The organism is Reichenbachiella sp. (assembly GCF_039941815.1).
GTDB lineage: Bacteria > Bacteroidota > Bacteroidia > Cytophagales > Cyclobacteriaceae > Reichenbachiella.
This window is the reverse complement of sequence record NZ_JBDVDW010000026.1, coordinates 144,094-161,551: the sequence shown is the minus strand read 5'-3', so window position 1 is coordinate 161,551 and position 17,458 is coordinate 144,094. Positions and strand designations below refer to the sequence as shown.

Annotated in this window: 15 protein-coding genes; 6 read left to right on the top strand and 9 right to left on the bottom strand. The window is 41.4% G+C overall.

The window, feature by feature from the left end; translation table 11 throughout:
- Window positions 1–19 precede the first annotated feature (19 nt).
- Together ileS and ABJF11_RS05355 are read left to right on the top strand one after the other, a co-directional pair.
- Window positions 20–3,394, top strand: coding sequence for an isoleucine--tRNA ligase (gene ileS, locus ABJF11_RS05360; RefSeq protein ID WP_348118604.1), 3,375 nt, complete (start codon window positions 20–22; stop codon window positions 3,392–3,394).
- Between the two features lie 11 nt (window positions 3,395–3,405).
- On the top strand, window positions 3,406–4,041 hold the full coding sequence (locus ABJF11_RS05355) for a lipoprotein signal peptidase (protein ID WP_348118603.1): 636 nt from the start codon (window positions 3,406–3,408) through the stop codon (window positions 4,039–4,041).
- Between the two features lie 66 nt (window positions 4,042–4,107).
- Here ABJF11_RS05355 and accD read toward each other — a convergent pair whose 3' ends face one another.
- From accD to ABJF11_RS05310, 9 genes are all read right to left on the bottom strand, one after another.
- A complete protein-coding gene (gene accD / locus ABJF11_RS05350; protein ID WP_348118601.1) occupies window positions 4,108–4,950 on the bottom strand; it encodes an acetyl-CoA carboxylase, carboxyltransferase subunit beta in 843 nt (280 codons plus the stop codon).
- An 82-nt stretch (window positions 4,951–5,032) separates the two neighbouring features.
- On the bottom strand, window positions 5,033–6,244 hold the full coding sequence (locus tag ABJF11_RS05345) for an NAD(P)-dependent oxidoreductase (RefSeq protein WP_348118600.1): 1,212 nt from the start codon (window positions 6,242–6,244) through the stop codon (window positions 5,033–5,035).
- A gap of 121 nt (window positions 6,245–6,365) precedes the next feature.
- Entirely contained in the window at window positions 6,366–7,133 is a 768-nt protein-coding gene (locus ABJF11_RS05340) for a TIGR00266 family protein (protein WP_348118599.1), read from the bottom strand.
- A gap of 31 nt (window positions 7,134–7,164) precedes the next feature.
- Window positions 7,165–7,350 (bottom strand): hypothetical protein, encoded by a 186-nt coding sequence (locus ABJF11_RS05335; RefSeq protein ID WP_348118598.1) that lies wholly within the window; start codon window positions 7,348–7,350, stop codon window positions 7,165–7,167.
- The gene (gene gltX, locus ABJF11_RS05330) at window positions 7,343–8,887 is read right to left on the bottom strand and encodes a glutamate--tRNA ligase (RefSeq protein ID WP_348118597.1); all 1,545 of its coding nucleotides are present in this window, start codon (window positions 8,885–8,887) and stop codon (window positions 7,343–7,345) included. The genes ABJF11_RS05335 and gltX overlap by 8 nt, the downstream gene beginning before the upstream one ends.
- A gap of 72 nt (window positions 8,888–8,959) precedes the next feature.
- Window positions 8,960–9,337: a RidA family protein gene (locus ABJF11_RS05325; RefSeq protein ID WP_348118596.1), complete on the bottom strand. Its 378-nt coding sequence runs from the start codon at window positions 9,335–9,337 to the stop codon at window positions 8,960–8,962.
- A 3-nt stretch (window positions 9,338–9,340) separates the two neighbouring features.
- Complete coding sequence (gene glmS, locus ABJF11_RS05320; protein WP_348118594.1) at window positions 9,341–11,176, bottom strand: glutamine--fructose-6-phosphate transaminase (isomerizing); 1,836 nt, start codon at window positions 11,174–11,176, stop codon at window positions 9,341–9,343.
- Between the two features lie 6 nt (window positions 11,177–11,182).
- Window positions 11,183–12,583: a DUF4270 family protein gene (locus tag ABJF11_RS05315; RefSeq protein ID WP_348118593.1), complete on the bottom strand. Its 1,401-nt coding sequence runs from the start codon at window positions 12,581–12,583 to the stop codon at window positions 11,183–11,185.
- A complete protein-coding gene (locus tag ABJF11_RS05310) occupies window positions 12,567–13,379 on the bottom strand; it encodes a glycogen/starch synthase (RefSeq protein ID WP_348118591.1) in 813 nt (270 codons plus the stop codon). Before ABJF11_RS05310 ends, ABJF11_RS05315 begins: the two co-directional genes overlap by 17 nt.
- Before the next feature lie 114 nt (window positions 13,380–13,493).
- On the opposite strand from ABJF11_RS05310, the gene panC reads away from it, so the two are divergent.
- The 4 genes from panC (at window position 13,494) to ABJF11_RS05290 (ending at window position 17,426) form a co-directional block, all read left to right on the top strand.
- Window positions 13,494–14,354, top strand: coding sequence for a pantoate--beta-alanine ligase (gene panC, locus ABJF11_RS05305; RefSeq protein ID WP_348118589.1), 861 nt, complete (start codon window positions 13,494–13,496; stop codon window positions 14,352–14,354).
- Window positions 14,351–15,364, top strand: coding sequence for a lysylphosphatidylglycerol synthase transmembrane domain-containing protein (locus tag ABJF11_RS05300; protein WP_348118588.1), 1,014 nt, complete (start codon window positions 14,351–14,353; stop codon window positions 15,362–15,364). Before panC ends, ABJF11_RS05300 begins: the two co-directional genes overlap by 4 nt.
- Window positions 15,365–15,402: 38 nt before the next feature.
- Window positions 15,403–16,089 (top strand): zinc metallopeptidase, encoded by a 687-nt coding sequence (locus ABJF11_RS05295; RefSeq protein ID WP_348118586.1) that lies wholly within the window; start codon window positions 15,403–15,405, stop codon window positions 16,087–16,089.
- A 197-nt stretch (window positions 16,090–16,286) separates the two neighbouring features.
- Window positions 16,287–17,426 carry an acyl-CoA dehydrogenase gene (locus ABJF11_RS05290; RefSeq protein ID WP_348118584.1) on the top strand — a complete coding sequence of 380 codons (1,140 nt, stop codon included), beginning with the start codon at window positions 16,287–16,289 and terminating at the stop codon, window positions 17,424–17,426.
- The last annotated feature ends 32 nt before the right edge of the window (window positions 17,427–17,458 follow it).

The following is a 17,458-nucleotide window of genomic DNA, read 5'->3' as shown; positions in this document are numbered from 1 at the left end:
AGAATTAGAAATTAAGAAATTGAGTTATAAAGAGTATAAGAATATCAACTATGCCGAAGTGGCAGATGAGGTATTGGGTTATTGGAAAAACAACAACATTTTTCAAAAGTCAATAGATGAAAGAGAAGGCGCCGAGACTTTCGTGTTTTACGAGGGACCACCTTCTGCCAATGGTACTCCGGGCATTCATCATGTGATGGCTCGAGCAGTAAAGGATATTTTTTGCAGATACAAAACCTTAAAAGGCTTTCAGGTAAAAAGAAAAGGTGGATGGGATACCCATGGACTTCCGGTTGAGCTACAAGTAGAGAAGGAGCTTGGAATCACGAAAGAAGACATAGGGAAGAAAATTACGGTCGAAGAGTACAATGCAAAATGCCGAGAGGCAGTCATGAAATTCAAAGACCAATGGGATGATCTGACTGAGAAGATGGGGTATTGGGTAGACCTTGATGACCCTTATATTACCTTCGAAAAGGAGTATATCGAAAGCCTTTGGCACCTACTCAAGAAATTTCACGATAAGGGGTTATTGTATAAAGGATACACAGTTCAGCCTTTTTCTCCTGCCGCAGGGACAGGACTTAGTTCTCATGAACTCAATCAGCCTGGAACATATAGAGATGTCAAGGACACCTCGGTTGTGGCGCAGTTCAAAGTCAAAAAAAATGAGGTTTCGAATAAACTATTCTCGAAGGATGAGGAAGTGTTTTTCCTAGCCTGGACCACTACACCATGGACGTTGCCTTCAAACGGTGCTCTGGTGGTTGGCAAAAAGATTAAGTATGTCAAAGTTCGAACCTTCAATCAATATACATTTCAACCCATAGCCGTGATTTTGGCTAAGGATCTGGTCGGCAAGCACTTTTCCGATAAGTCCAAAGATATTAGTCTGGAAGATTACAAAGAGGGTGACAAACTCATCCCATGGCAAATAGAGTCGGAATATGTGGGTGCAGATCTACTGGATGTCAGATATGAACAGCTGTTTCCATATGTTACAAATACTGAGTTGGAAGCTGATGCTTTCAAGGTGATCCCAGGTGATTATGTAACGACAGAGGATGGTACGGGAATCGTGCATGCTGCAGCTTTGTTCGGGGCGGACGATTATTTTGTTTCGAAGGCAGCAGGTGTACCGCCAGTTGTAGCCAAGGATGAAAAAGGAGATGATATTCCACTTGTAGATAAGCAAGGACGATTTATCAATGAGGTTACCGACTTTGCTGGGAAGTATGTAAAGGAAGAGTATTACTCTGATCAAGAGCGTGCGGCACCAGACTTTAAACCTACTGATGTCCTGATTGCCATCCATCTCAAGGAGACCAATAGAGCATTCAAAGTCGAAAAATATGAGCACAGTTATCCGCATTGCTGGAGAACTGACAAGCCCGTATTGTACTATCCATTGGATTCCTGGTTTATCAAGACTACGGCCTATAAGGATCGTCTGGTAGAATTAAATAATACTATCAATTGGAAGCCCGCCTCGACAGGAAGTGGACGGTTTGGCAATTGGCTAGAAAACCTTGTGGACTGGAATTTGAGCCGATCCAGGTATTGGGGCACACCTTTACCTATTTGGGTGACCGAAGATCGTCAAGAGCAAAAATGTATTGGGTCTATCGCAGAGCTGGAAGAAGAAGTGAAAAAATCAGTAGCTGCTGGTTTTATGGAAACTGAACTGAGTGAAGATTTCGACCTTCATCGTCCGTATGTTGACGATATATTTTTGGTGAGTGATTCTGGCAAAAGGATGACCAGAGAGCCAGATTTGATAGATGTATGGTTTGACTCCGGTGCAATGCCGTATGCCCAATTTCATTTTATGGGCGACGACCCAAAAGCTGCGTCTCAGGCCGATGGAGGACTTAACGATGTATATCCGGCAGATTTTATTGCGGAAGGGGTAGATCAGACCAGAGGCTGGTTTTTCACTTTGCATGCCATTGCTGTGATGCTTTTTGATCAGGTCTCCTTCAAAAATGTAATAGCAAATGGGCTGGTGCTGGATAAGAAAGGCAATAAAATGTCTAAACGTTTGGGCAACGCTGTCAATCCATTTGAGACCTTGAAAAAATATGGGCCTGATGCCACCAGGTGGTACATGATATCTAATGCCAACCCTTGGGACAATCTCAAATTTGATATTGAAGGTGTGGCTGAGGTACAAAGGAGGTTTTTTGGCACCCTTTACAATACCTATTCATTTTTCTCACTGTATGCTAATTTGGACAATTTCAGCTATAGCGAAAGCGAAGTAGATCAGGGTAAAAGAACGGAAAGTGATCGATGGATAATTAGTAAACTCAATACACTGATCAATCAGGTGGACGAGGCCTACAATGAGTACGAACCTACTAAAGCAGCTCGATTGATACAGGATTTTGTGATCGATGACATGAGCAACTGGTATGTCCGACTCAATAGAAAACGTTTTTGGAAAGGAGATTATAATGAGGATAAGATGGCTGCATACCAGGCATTGTATACCTGCTTGAAGACTATAGCCAAATTGGCTTCACCAATAGCGCCATTTTACATGGACAGGCTCTACTGTGATCTGAATGCTGTATCTGGGCATGAAAACCATGATTCCGTGCATCTTTCGAACTATCCTAAAGCGGATGCTGGATTGATCGATGCAGCCTTGGAGATCAGAATGGAAATGGCTCAAAAAATTTCCTCACTAGTACATTCTCTGAGAAAAAAGGAAAAGTTGAAGGTAAGACAGCCGCTTTCCAGAATTATGATTCCTGTCCTCAATAAGGATACTAAAGCTCATGTGATGGCTGTGGAAGAATTGATTCTGAGCGAGGTCAATGTGAAGGCAATAGAATTTATTGACGATACTTCTGGTATTCTGGTAAAATCGATTAAACCTAATTTTAGAAAATTGGGTAAAGAGCATGGCTCGCGGATGAAAGATATTTCGCAGAAAATTACATCTTTCTCTAAGGAAGATATTTCTGAATTGGAACGAGAAAATAATTTTTTACTTGATTTAGGTGATCAAAAGATTACGCTGACCTTGGAGGATGTGGAAATTTCCTCACAGGATATTCCGGGATGGTTGGTAGCAAGTGAGAATGGACTTACAGTAGCTCTTGATATACAGCTTTCTGATGACCTAAAGCATGAAGGAATTGCAAGGGATTTGGTGAATCGAATTCAAAACCTGAGAAAGGATAGTGGATTAGAAGTGCAAGACAAGATTGCAGTCCAGTTGAAAAGCGATGATGATTTTGTAAAGGCATCGATCGAATCATTTAGAGACTATATTTGTCAGGAAACGCAAGCAAATGAGCTGGTACTCGTTACTTCAATTCAAGGAGGAGAGAAGCTGGAAATGGATGCGTTTGAGGTGGAGGTGAAGTTGAATGTATTAAATTAGAATTGATAAGCGTGAAGTACTACAAATATTATTTATTGAGCCTTGGGGTGATTTTATTAGATCAGGTAGTTAAGCTACTTGTACATTTCAATATGGACATGGGGATGCCCGGACAGATACATGTGGTCGGAGACTTTTTCAAATTATATTATCTGACTAATCCAGGGATGGCATTTGGAATGAAGCTCGGCACAGAATACGGAAAGCTTTTCCTTACACTTTTTCGTTTGGTGGCCATGGTCGGTATAGGGTACTACTTGTATACTCTGGTCAATAGAGGTGTACATAAAGGAATGCTCATTTGTATAGCCATGATTCTTGGTGGAGCCATTGGCAACGTGATAGATAGTACTTTTTACGGAGTCTTTTTAGACAATGCGCCCATTGGTTCTCCTACACCTTGGTTTTATGGGCAGGTAGTAGATATGTTTTATGTTGATATATGGGAAGGGCATATACCAGACTGGATTCCTTTTATGGGTGGAAAATACATGTCCCTTTGGCCTGTTTTCAATGTGGCTGACGCATCAATTTTTCTTGGCGTATTTACCATACTGATCTTTCAGAAGACATTCTTTCACGAAGAGATGGAAGAGGACAGCAATGACCCATCAGTAGAAGCCGAGACAGTAGAGGTACGAAACTGATTTCATCGAAAAACAAAAAGGGGCTCAAATGTAAATTTGAGCCCCTTTTTGTTTGCCTTTACGCTTCTAATTTTCTAGAAGCTGAAGTAGCGTATCGAGTTTCTTTTTTAAGCTTCTACGATCAACTATGAAATCCAAAAAGCCGTGATCAAGCACGAATTCAGCGCTTTGGAAACCTTTGGGTAAATCTTTTCCAATTGTTTCTCTAATTATTCGAGGTCCTGCAAAACCGATCAGTGCACCTGGCTCAGCTATGTTGAAATCACCAAGCATCGCATATGATGCGGTTACACCTCCGGTAGTTGGGTCAGTGAGCAAAGAAATGTAAGGAACTTTTGCTTCCGACAACAAAGCTAATTTGGCTGAGGTTTTCGCCATTTGCATAAGAGAAAAACCCGCTTCCATCATTCTGGCACCGCCAGATTTTGAAATCATAAGAAATGGAATTTTATTCTTTAGTGAATGATCAATGGCTCTTGCAATTTTCTCACCTACTACAGAACCCATAGAGCCACCAATAAACCCAAAATCCATGCATGCAATCACGATAGGTCGATTATGCAGTTTACCTACCGCACTACGAACGGCATCCTTTAAACCAGACTTTTTTTGTGAAGCCTCTATTCTTGCTGGATAGGGTTTAGAATCAACGAATTTCAATGGATCTGCTGAACTCATGTCAGCATCAAGCTCTTCGAACTTGTTGTCATCAAATAGAATTTCGAAATATTCTTTAGATCCAATTCTTACATGGTAGTCGTCTTCCGGACTCACATATGAATTGTTTCTCAGTTCACGCATATGTACAATTTTTCCGCTAGGAGTTTTGTACCAGATGCCATCAGGGGCTTCTTTTTTTGCAGTAGTGGGCGTTTGGATACCCTTGTCTTTTCTATTAAACCAAGCCATAAATTACCTTTTGTTCGAAGGATTGCAAAGATATATCAGTTATCACACTTTCGAATATTATTCTCAGTTAGTTATTCAATTCTTACTCCTTTCCATCAGCATAATCTTGCAAATACGCATAATGCGAGGTCAGTTTACCCTTATCTGTGATGGTTGCTCTTTCAATTATACGGTCAGGGTCTTCTCCAAGCAGACAAGGCAGTACATTTTTGATCAGTTCGGCACCAAAGTCCTCAGAGGCATTTCTAGGCAACTCACAGGGCAGGTTATCCACGGACATCACTGTAATATTACCTTCATCAGAAAAGACGGGCTTTTCTGCACCTGTTGTTGCGTCAAAGTCAAATACAGGATCATCTATAGTTGTAGGCCGGACTGTAGAAGGTATTGACCCTTCTATATCACAGGTTACATCTGCAATAATTTTTATTTTGAAATCACGCAAGGTGGCTTGTTCTCTTGTAAATAAGACCGGTGCCGCAGGATTCCAAAATGCACAGGCTATAAGCAGATCTGTACACTTGGCATATTGAAAAAAGTCAGACTCAAAGTGTTCAGGATGATCAAAAAACTCTGCTCTGGAAAACTCTCTCCCCTCTTCCGGTTTGTTATAATCACGGCTGTTGAGTTGTGTAAATACAGGTTCATTAAAATCTTCGTTGACATATCGCTCCGGGGTCACCTGTCGTACACCCAATCCCAAAAGCACTTCCATAGCCCCTTTTGCCACTCGGCCACCGCCGGTTATTGCTATTTTTATGACAGGCAGCTTTACCTTATCGTACTCTGTTCGCATATCAGCAAGATCGAAGCATTCGTGCGCTCTTCTGATATTGAAGAGGTTGTACCTCTTGCCAAACGACCATATCCCGTTATACGCACCTACAATTCCGGCATATCGGCCAAATGCAATTATTCTTTGACCATCGGCACTGGTGAGCGTTTCGTAATCAATAAGACGAACGTTCTTGTCGAGTGCTTCATTTAAAAGCTCCCTGTTGTAGTCCTGTTTTTTGATTGTATGCGAAAAGAAAAAATAAGTCTTGTCTGGTATGAGCTGACCTAGAGGAACCTCTTTTACTCCAAAAATAATGTCGCAGTCATCGACATGGTCTACCATTTCAATGGACTCCTCTATATAGTCCTGGTCAGAAAAACATCGAATCTCACTTTTTTGACAAACTAGCTCCAAGTCACTAAAACTTTCTTTTATTTGACTGGCTTGGTGAGGGGTAATAGCAACTCTTTTATCAACAGGGATTTTGCCTTCTTTTAGAATACCAATTTTGGTCATTTTCGATGAATTCTGAGTTAATAATTATGCCTGCAAATATGTGATATTTTTAGTCCATAAGGAATATACCGCAAGGCTATTTGAGGATCTCACATTAAAGGGTATTGGGAAGACTGACAGTTTACTCTAATAAGTTGCCAAGAATAGATGAGGCCTCCTTGGTTGCATTTTTCCCATAAGGGGCGATCGCCTGTATCAATTTACGGATCGGCATAGATTGCAACCATACTTTACCAGTTCCTCGCATAGTAGCGAGAAACATGCCCTCTCCACCAAATATCATTGACTTGAGTCCACCTGCGGACTGTATATCGAAATCCAATGTAGATTCGAAAGCCACCACACATCCGGTATCGATTCTTAGTGTCTCGTTGTTTAGTTCCTTTTCTATAACCGTACCTCCCGCATGAACGAACGCCATACCATCACCCTGAAGTTTTTGAAGAATAAACCCTTCGCCACCTATCAGTCCCGAGCCTAATTTCCGATTGAGGGTAATAGACACTTTGGTGCCGAGGGCTGCACATAAGAAGCCGTCTTTTTGAACTATCAATTCCTGATTAGGTGATTGCTGCAGATCTATTGGGATCACAGTACCAGGATAGGGAGCCGAGAAAGCGGCCTTCTTTTTGCCACTGCCTTGATTAGTGAAGTGAGTCATAAACAGAGATTCACCAGTAAGTGCCCTCGATCCGGCGGAGATCAACTTGCCTAGAAAACCTTGATCGGGCTGCGAGCCGTCACCCATTTTGGTCTCAAATGCTATGCCGTCTTCCATGTACAACATGGCTCCAGCTTCTGCCACAACAGTTTCTTGTGGGTCCAGCTCAATTTCTACGATCTGGATGCTCTCACCCTTGATTTCATAATCAATTTCGTGACTTCTCATGTTGATAGGATTTAATGTATGGAAAGTCCGCTTAAGATTTGTCTTCGAAATCTTCTCGATCCTTCAGTTTTTTGTCTTCGACGTTTTTGTTCAAAAATTGATTTAACTCATCAATTTTCATCGTGGACTTTATTTCACCAAAAGAGTTGATATTGACTTCAAATCCGTCTAATTCAGAATTAACTTTTGGTTTGGTTTTCTTTTTGTTCTTACTCATTTTCAGGGGTCTGATCAAATGCTGTGATTGCATTTTTTATACGTTCCAATACGGCTTTTGTTCCCAGCACCTCCATGATCTTCATCAAATCTGGCCCACCTGATTCTCCAGTCAGCGCAACTCTTAGTATTTGCATAACCGCACCAACGCTCACTTCGTTGGACGCAGTAGCTTGCTCCAGAAAGGCTTGATAGTTTTCTGCTTTTAGATCAGAGCCATTGGCAAGTAGTTCTGAAAAGCTATTGAATACATTCCTGGCGGAATCATTCCACTTTTTCCTGACGATTTTTTCTACATAAGAAACCGGCACTTCGAAGAAGTATCTCCCTTTCGACAACAATTCAGGTATATAGTCAATTCTTTCTTGAAGGAGATCTGCTATAGCTACGGCTTTAGACTTGTCACATGTGATGTTCTCGGTGGTGGTTTGTTCTATAAGCATTTTTGCTAGCGCTGAGGAATCCATTTTCCGAATGTACTGCTGGTTGAACCATACAGCCTTGTCTATGTCAAATTTGGCTCCGGCTTTGCTTACCCGTTCTATTGAAAAGGCAGCTACCAATTCATCAAGACTAAATATTTCTTCTTCATTTCCCGGATTCCAGCCTAATAGTGCCAGAAAGTTGACGAAGGCGGTATTTAAGTATCCTTCTTCCTTGAAACCTTTTAGAGAGGCATCTTCTTCTGAGAGTTTCCATTCCATAGGAAAAATCGGAAAACCATGTTTTGCAGCGTCTCTCTTACTCAGTTTACCATTGCCATCAGGCTTTAATAACAACGGCAAATGGGCGAATTTAGGCATGCTGTCTTCCCAGCCTAAAAATCTATATAGTAGTACATGAAGAGGAGCTGATGGTAGCCATTCTTCACCTCGGATCACGTGGGTAATTTTCATTAAATAGTCGTCGACTACATTGGCCAAATGATAGGTAGGCATGCCGTCCGACTTCATTAAGACCTTATCATCCATAGTAGAGGTATGCACGTTGACCCATCCACGTATCATATCGTTTAGTCGGATGTCTTCCTTGGCCGGAACCTTGATTCTGATTACATAGGGATCGCCAGAGTCAATTCGCTCCTTTACTTCCTCAGGAGAAAGTGTAAGCGAATTTTTCATTGTATTTCTGGTAATTGAGTTGTAGTTCAATGAATTCGCCTTTGCCTTTTTCAGGGTTTCGCGCATTTCATCTAACTCTTCGGCAGTATCAAAGGCATAATAAGCGGTACCATCATCAATCATCTGCTGAGCATACTTCTTGTAGAGCTCCTTTCTCTCGGATTGTTTGTATGGAGCATATGCTCCTCCTTCATCTGTCCCTTCATCTATTTGAATCCCGCACCAGGCGAGTGCATCTTTGATGTACTGCTCAGCCCCTTCAACAAATCGAGCCTGGTCTGTATCTTCTATTCTCAATATGAACTTGCCGCCGTGTTTCTTGGCAAATAGATAGTTATATAGTGCTGTACGGACTCCCCCGATGTGAAGTACACCTGTTGGGCTTGGGGCAAATCTTACTCTTACTTCGCTACTCATGGACTCAGTTTTATCAAAAAAATATGCCGGATAAAATCCGGCATGGCAAATTTATCAATATTTCGGGCTAGATTATAATACTGCGATACAGGAAATCTCTACATTCACTTTTTTTGGAAGACAGCTTACTTCCACGGTTTCTCTTGCAGGTGGATTGGATTGAAAATATTCACCATAGACCGCATTGATCTTAGCAAAATTTCCCATGTCGCTGACAAAAATCCCGCATTTTACCACATTTGTGTAATCACCTCCAGCAGCTTTTAGAATGACACCCATGTTTTTCATCACTTGGTGTGTTTCTTTTTCAATATCCTCGATCAGCAATTGATCCGTACCTGGTACGATCGCGATTTGCCCTGACACATATAAGGTATTGCCTGCCAGGGTTGATTGGCTATATGGCCCAATTGGAGCAGGGGCGTTTTCGGTGTTTATAATTTTATGCATGGTTTACTCTACAGTTACGGATTTGGCTAAATTTCTTGGTTGATCTACGTTGCACCCTCGCATCACGGCTATATGGTAGGACAGTAGCTGCAAAGGGATTACTGAAACGATTGGCATCAAGGCTTCTTCACATGGGGGAACCTCAATAACATAATCGGCGATGGTAGGAATTAGGGAGTCTCCCTTGGTTACAACCGCTATTACTATACCCTTTCTGGCTTTCACTTCTTGAATATTCGAGACCACCTTGTCATATGAGCTGTCACGTGTTGCAATGAATACGACCGGCATTTCTTCATCTATCAGTGCAATAGGTCCATGTTTCATCTCAGCAGCAGGGTATCCCTCAGCATGAATATATGATATCTCCTTGAGTTTGAGTGCTCCTTCCAGTGCTACTGGAAAATTGTATCCTCGACCCAGGTAGATAAAATTCTTAGCGTCTTTAAAACGTTCAGCAATTTCTTCTACTACACTGTTGTTGTCTAGTACTTCTTTGATTTTAGCCGGGATCCGCGCCATTTCTACCAGCAGTTCTTTATATCTGGTTTGTGTGATGGTGCCTTTTTTGTACGCGACACTCAGTGCTATCATGGTCAGGACTGAGAGCTGACCTGTAAAGGCTTTAGTACTGGCTACTCCGATTTCCGGTCCGGTATGCAAATAGGCTCCTTCATGTGTGACTCTAGAAATAGAAGATCCTACAACATTTACTATTCCAAGAATAATAGCGCCTTTCGATTTTGCTAGCTCTATGGCTGCTAGGGTGTCCGCAGTTTCTCCAGATTGAGAGATGGCTATGACGATATCGCCTTCATAAATGACAGGATTTCTATACCTAAACTCTGAAGCGTATTCTACTTCAACAGGGATACGACAGTATTCTTCAAAAAGGTATTCGGCTACCAAGCCTGAGTGCCACGAGGTACCACAGGCTAGTACTACGATTCTTCTTGCATTGATCAGTGCTTGCGAATACTCATAGATTCCCCCTAAGGTAAGGGTGCCATTGGTGGCATCCAACCGCCCTCTCATACTGTCTGCAATAGAGTTTGGCTGCTCGAATATTTCTTTGAGCATGAAATGTTCATAGCCTCCTTTTTCAAGTTCTTCAAGCTTTAACTCCACCTTTTGGATATAGGGAGTTTGCTCAATATCATCTATGGTGGTGATTTTGAAGCTGTCTCTGTTTACCACAACGATTTCGCTATCATTTAAGTAGACCACTTCGTTGGTATATTCTATTATGGGAGTTGCGTCAGAGGCAATGAAATATTCTCCATTACCAATACCAAGTACCATTGGGCTGCCTTTTCTGGCAGCGATAATTTGATCGGGATTATCTTTACTCAATATTACTATGGCGTAGGCACCTTCTACGGCGTGGAGTGCTGAGCGCACGGCCATTTCTAAATCACCACCGTTTTGTTTTTTTATGTCCTCGATGAATGTAATGAGGACTTCGGTGTCGGTATCACTTTTGAATGAATAGCCTTTTGAAAGAAGCTGCTGTTTGATGGTGTCGTAGTTTTCTATGATACCATTATGTATGATAGAAAGAGATTCATCCGCTGAGAAATGAGGGTGAGCGTTTTTGTCATTAGGCTCTCCATGAGTGGCCCATCGCGTATGTCCTATTCCTATTGTTCCCGTGATGACTTGTCCGCTGATAGCATCTTCAAGATCGGAAACCTTACCCGCCTTTTTAAATATCCTTAATGCTCCATTGTTGACAGACACCCCTGTACTATCATATCCTCTGTATTCTAATCTCTTTAAACCTTTTATGATAAGGGGTAAGGCCTCTTGATGACCTATGTAAGCAACAATTCCGCACATAGTACCTTATTCGGGAAGTGTATAATAAAGTTTTATTTTGATGCCGTTTTCTTGATCAAGGATAGAAAAATCTGGCGTACTCACATCTGTTGGCATAAGAATCATGTGATCCACTGTCAGTGTTCCAGACTCAACAAGCTGTGCAAAGAATGTAGGAATTCCAGTATAAATCAAAGAGCTTTCATCTAGTGGGGCCACGATAATTTCAGGGATTCCAGCCAAATATCCGTTATCACTCATCACAGCGGTTTCAAATGGATTGTTGTTGATTAGTCCAGACGGATCTATTCTAGACCCATCAGCTCCATCGACATATAAGAAGCGCAAATTTCCAACATTCGCCTCATATTTACTATTCTCGCTAGTTTCTATGGCAAATTCCATTCTGTTAATTTGAATATTAGGATTTGCTGCCATGAATTTAACCAATGTATCGAGGTTCGCTTTAGGGTAAATGCCGGAGGCAGGTTGCAAGTAAACATTTCCATCTCCGGCCGAGAAGCTATTGTAGGCTCCTGTTTCTGCGTCCATGAGTGCGCCTGATCTGTCGACAGTGATTCCGTTGTAAAAAGCACTATTGAGAGATAATATCATAGAAAGTGAATCTGTGAATAGCGAGTCGGTTTCCATCGAATTTTCGTCCAGGTAATGGTCTCTAATATGATAGTGTATTCTTATACTGGATGAATCTCCCGGGGTAAATCCAACAAGCGCAGTATTGGCCTCGTCACCCACAATAGCAATGCCTTTATAATCAAAAAACAACCTACTACTCGCTGTGGCTGGTTCATCTTCCACATATGAAAATATTTTCTCCGCAAAACTATCACTCAGACGACTTGTCAAGACATACTGTAAACTATCCTTGTCTCTGATCCTATCTTCATTGAGTGTTACGCTCAACTGGCCCTCCAGCTGGTCGGTCAGATAGGGGGTATTGAAATCTGACAAGTAGCTCGGCCCTGAGAATAACGTATCACCTAGCTGATATATGTTATAAACCTGATCTGTCGTAAACGAGGTTGAATGCACCTTCGATACCTGTAGGTATAGCATCGCAGAATCTACAAAGTATATTTGCTTGCCGCGCTTGTCTCTATCATTCAAAAGAGAGGTATCGGATGTGATCAGTACGTTGGCATAGGACAGTCTACAGTAGGCATTAGAAACTATATCCCCAAAAATGGGATCGGAGTTTCTACCAACAAGCAGCCTGGTGTCTGAGCTCGTTCTGATGCTATCAATAAGTACATTTGTAGTCTCTAGAGGCAGTTCTGCATAGAGTACGTTTAGTCTGGTGCCATCAGGATCCAATCCAAGTCCAATGTCATTGGAATCCTCACACGAAAAAATGGACAGGGTTGCGACTATCAGCAACCCAAACCAATTTTTATCCAACAAGTTCATTATATAAGTTATAGTAGGAGTCTAAAAAGTTGTCGTCTTTCTGAATGGTTTCTACTTTCTTGTCTTTAGGAGCAGATGAAATCAATTTATCAATGATTTTGTTTGTCTCATTCTTAGACTTAATGACAGCATCGGCATATTCGATGCCCAGCTTTACAAAACCTTCGAAATCTTTTGTATTTAAATGCTCAAGCATGCTCTCTTCAATATCCATCATCATTACCTTATTGATGAGATCTCCTTCGAATTTGTGTTCGAATTCGTTATCATATAGGGTGAATACTGACTTCGCATCTTTGAATATAGGATCGTTTTTGTAAGTGGTCTTCAAGTACAGCGGAATCAAAGCTGTCATCCAATCATTACAATGGACAATGTCCGGTGACCATCCCAATTTCTTAACTGTTTCCAATACTCCCTTGCAAAAGAATATGGCACGCTCGTCATTGTCGGCATGGAAATTCTCTTCTTTGTCAAAAAAGACAGACTTTCTGTGGAAATAGTCTTCATTGTCGATAAAATAAACTTGAAGTTTAGCATTAGGGATAGATGCCACTTTGATAATCAATGGCTTTTCTTCATCGCCTACTGCAATATTTATCCCTGATAATCTTACGACTTCATGAAGTCTGTTTTTTCTTTCATTAATCAATCCAAAGCGCGGAACCAGTATCCTAATCTCCATTCCTCTCTCCTGCATCGCCTGTGGAAGTGCTCTCACAAAATCGGCTACCTCTGTGGTTTGTAAAAAAGGATTAATTTCACTCGCCACATATAGTATTTTGTACTTTGACATAAACCGTGTTTTTAGTTTGATAATTTCAAAATGACCACAAAATTACACTATTTTTGGATCATTTTCAATACCGCAATATGGTTTAACCGGATATACTGCTTGAAGTAGCAGGAAATGATGAAAATATTTAATCGAATAGCAGAGTTGCGCCACAATTTAGATCTGGAGAGAAAAAAAGGCCACTCTATTGGGCTTGTACCGACCATGGGTGCTTTGCATCATGGGCATGCTCAACTCATCAAATCTTCTGTAGAGTCTTGCGATCTGACCGTTTGCAGCATATTTGTAAACCCAACTCAATTCAACAATAGCGAAGACTTAATCAATTATCCTAAGCGCCAGGAAGCGGATGAGCGCTTGTTAGCTGAAGAAGGATGTGATGTGATTTTTGCTCCTTCGGTTGAAGAAATGTACCCCAATGGTCAGCAAGTGCTCAATATGGGGTTTGGTTTTTTGGAAACGGTCCTGGAGGGAGAGTTCAGACCGGGGCACTTTTCTGGTGTAGGAGTCGTAGTGGCCAAACTGCTTAATATGGTGCAACCTGACAAGGCTTTTTTCGGCCAAAAGGATTTGCAACAGCTGGCCGTAATAAAAAAACTAGTGCATGACTTAAATATTCCATCAGAGATAGTTTCAGTGCAAACCATCCGTGAGCCTAGTGGTTTGGCGATGTCTTCACGTAACCTTCGACTGTCTGAAGTTGAAAAAAAAATAGCAACAAATCTCTATAAAACCATGCAAAAACTGAAGGCAGAAGTGTTGGACGGGATAGCTATTGTACAGGCCTTGAATCATGCAAAAGCGGACTTAACGGACCTTGATTCATTTAGTCTTGAGTACTTGGAAGTGGTCAATTCTGACACCATGCAGCATGTGGATGATATAAAAATGGCAGAAAATGTATCTATTTGCGCCGCAGCTCATGTCGGCGAGGTGAGAATTATAGATAATATATACTTAAAACAACACGGTTGAAGATTTCATCAATAATAAAATACAGCCTATCTCTACTCTTGGCTGGAGCACTATTCTACTTTGCTTTCAGAAAAGTGTCAGTCGAAGAATTTATTGAAAAGATAGCCTACGTCAATTATTCCTGGGTTTTGCTATCTATCGTATTATCTGTCCTAAGCCACTGGCTTAGAGGATATCGGTGGAACTTGGTTTTACGCCCGTTAGGTTATGATAAACTATCCAATGGGCGCACTTTTCTTGCCGTCATGACTGGATACCTTGCCAATCTTGCATTTCCCAGGCTGGGAGAGGTGACCAGGTGCGGCGTGATGAAAAAAAATGACAAGATTCCAATGAGCATCTCATTCGGGACTGTAATCACTGAAAGAGCTTTGGATTTTCTGATCTTACTATCCTTAATTTTTCTTGATTTTATTGTTGAATTTGATTTGGTCTATGGCTTTTTCAGCTCATCAGTTGGCTGGGATACAAGTGTAGATCATACTGCGGATATAGCCATCATCTTGGCCGTGCTTATTGCTTTGGGGGTCGCTGGAATATTGATTTTGAAGCGAATCTTGGAGCATGAATTCAAAAACACATTTTTACAAAAGGCTCATAGGGTATTGACTGATGTGGTCAATGGACTGCTGTCTATAAGGAAAGTTGAAAACATTCCAGGTTTTATTCTGTCGACGATTGGTATCTGGTTTTTTTATTTTTTGATGAGCTATGTGATCTTTTTCGCTATCCCTGAGACGTCTGAACTTGGGTTTGGCGCTGGACTATCGATACTAGCAGCTGCCGGAGTGGCTATGGCTATGCCTGTACAAGGGGGCATTGGCGCTTACCATACTTTAGTCAGCGGTGTGCTGATTATTTATGGAGTAGAGGCCACCAGTAGTTTATTCTTTGCAACCTTACTTCATACCTCGCAGTTAGTAACTATTCTTTTGGTAGGAGGGTTTAGCGCACTCCTCACACTATTTATTGCTCGAAAGAGAAAAACAGAATTGGCTCTGGAATCGTAAAGAGTACTAGGTAAATTGAAAAATTAAATTATATAGAAATGTTTATTTTATTAATAGTCTTTTTTGTGCTTGGTTTTTTAGTGAGCAACCGGCTCAAAAACAAGTTTAAAAAGTATTCCCAACTTGGACTTAGAAGCGGACTTTCAGGTCGTGAAATTGCGGAAATGATGCTGGCGGATCATGGTATCACAGATGTGAAAGTGATCTCAGTACAAGGGCATTTATCTGATCATTATAACCCAGCGAATAAAACTGTAAACCTAAGCCCCGAAGTTTACTCGGGTAGAAGTGCTGCAGCCGCAGCTGTTGCTTCTCACGAATGCGGGCACGCTGTTCAGCATGCCACCGCCTACAGCTTTTTGCAACTAAGATCAGCAATGGTACCTATTCAGAATGTCAGCGCGAAGATTCTTAATTTCATCATCTTCGGGATGTTTTTCTTTGGGTTCGCTATGAAATCTTTTGGAATGGACACCATCTTCATGGTCGTAGTAGCCGCTCAATTTGTGATTACACTATTTTCTTTGATCACACTTCCAGTCGAGTTTGACGCGAGTAAGCGAGCGATGGCCTGGATAGACCAAAGAGGTATAGTCACAAGCCAGGAACATGAAATGGCAAAAGATGCCTTGCATTGGGCCGCCATGACCTATGTAGTGGCGGCATTGGCTGCTGTCACTCAACTTCTGTACTTTGTGATGATGTTCCTCGGAGGGAGAGACTGATACTAGTCAGAATAAGGATAATATGTAAAGGATTTGAACTATGTTCAAGTCCTTTTTTTATATATTTGTATGCATACATACTATCTCTATTCAGAATAATATGTTGATAATTAAGTAATTGAACCTCTATATGAAATTTATAGTACATTAATTCAATTAATAACAAATTATATTTCGAAACTATAACAAATCCCAAAATGAATTTCGCATTGACAGAAGAACAACTAGCAGTACGTGACGCCGCCAGAGAATTTGCGCAGACGGAGCTTTTAACTGGTGTGATTGAGCGTGATGAAAAGCAGCAGTTCCCTGCGGAGCAGATCAAGAAGATGGGCGAACTGGGATTTATGGGGATGATGGTGGATCCAAAGTATAATGGCGGCGGCATGGATACCGTATCTTATGTGCTGGCCATGGAAGAAATATCGAAAGTGGACGCCTCCTGCTCTGTGGCTATGTCGGTGAACAACTCTTTAGTTTGCTGGGGACTTGAAAAATTTGGTACAGAAGAGCAGAAACAAAAATATTTAACCAAGCTGGCAACCGGCGAAATCATAGGTGCCTTTTGCCTTTCTGAGCCTGAAGCTGGCTCCGATGCTACTTCACAAAGGACTACTGCTGAAGACAAGGGAGACCACTATTTATTAAATGGAACAAAAAATTGGATTACAAATGGCAACAGTGCCTCGGTTTATATAGTAATCGCACAAACGGACATTGAGAAAAGACATCGGGGTATCAATGCGCTGATCGTTGAGAAGGGCGCAGAAGGTTTTACAGTTGGCCCGAAAGAAAACAAATTAGGAATCAGAGGATCCGATACGCACTCACTGATGTTTCAAGATGTGAAAGTCCCTAAGGAAAACAGAATCGGAGAAGATGGCTTTGGTTTTTCTATGGCTATGCAGGTGCTCAATGGAGGTCGAATAGGCATTGCATCTCAGGCTTTGGGTATCGCTAGTGGTGCACTTGAGCTTGCACTGAATTATTCAAAAGAAAGAAAATCATTCGGTAAAGCCATCTGCGAGCACCAGGGAATCCAGTTTAAACTTTCGGAAATGGCGACTAATATTGAAGCTGCCAGAATGCTTTGCTTGCAGGCGGCTACGAAAAAAGATAACAAAGAAGACTTCGTGAAAGAAGCAGCTATGGCCAAGTTATTTGCCTCTAAAGTAGCTATGGAAACCACCGTAGAGGCGGTTCAGGTGCATGGTGGTTATGGTTTTGTTAAGGAGTTTCATGTAGAAAGATTGATGCGCGATGCCAAGATTACACAGATCTACGAAGGCACTTCTGAAATCCAAAAAATCGTAATTGCGAGAGAAATATTAAAATAGTATAAATAGCCCCAGGTATTAAATTATTTATT

What these genes read in the sequence shown, in the direction of transcription:
- ABJF11_RS05340 (WP_348118599.1), bottom strand. Translation starts at nt 7,133, where the DNA reads ATGAGAAGTCACGAAATTGATTATGAAATCAAGGGTGAGAGCATCCAG.
- ABJF11_RS05315 (WP_348118593.1), bottom strand. Translation starts at nt 12,583, where the DNA reads ATGAACTTGTTGGATAAAAATTGGTTTGGGTTGCTGATAGTCGCAACC.
- gltX (WP_348118597.1), bottom strand. Translation starts at nt 8,887, where the DNA reads ATGAGTAGCGAAGTAAGAGTAAGATTTGCCCCAAGCCCAACAGGTGTA.
- ABJF11_RS05310 (WP_348118591.1), bottom strand. Translation starts at nt 13,379, where the DNA reads ATGTCAAAGTACAAAATACTATATGTGGCGAGTGAAATTAATCCTTTT.
- ABJF11_RS05290 (WP_348118584.1), top strand. Translation starts at nt 16,287, where the DNA reads ATGAATTTCGCATTGACAGAAGAACAACTAGCAGTACGTGACGCCGCC.
- panC (WP_348118589.1), top strand. Translation starts at nt 13,494, where the DNA reads ATGATGAAAATATTTAATCGAATAGCAGAGTTGCGCCACAATTTAGAT.
- glmS (WP_348118594.1), bottom strand. Translation starts at nt 11,176, where the DNA reads ATGTGCGGAATTGTTGCTTACATAGGTCATCAAGAGGCCTTACCCCTT.
- ABJF11_RS05345 (WP_348118600.1), bottom strand. Translation starts at nt 6,244, where the DNA reads ATGACCAAAATTGGTATTCTAAAAGAAGGCAAAATCCCTGTTGATAAA.
- accD (WP_348118601.1), bottom strand. Translation starts at nt 4,950, where the DNA reads ATGGCTTGGTTTAATAGAAAAGACAAGGGTATCCAAACGCCCACTACT.
- ABJF11_RS05295 (WP_348118586.1), top strand. Translation starts at nt 15,403, where the DNA reads ATGTTTATTTTATTAATAGTCTTTTTTGTGCTTGGTTTTTTAGTGAGC.
- ABJF11_RS05335 (WP_348118598.1), bottom strand. Translation starts at nt 7,350, where the DNA reads ATGAGTAAGAACAAAAAGAAAACCAAACCAAAAGTTAATTCTGAATTA.
- ABJF11_RS05325 (WP_348118596.1), bottom strand. Translation starts at nt 9,337, where the DNA reads ATGCATAAAATTATAAACACCGAAAACGCCCCTGCTCCAATTGGGCCA.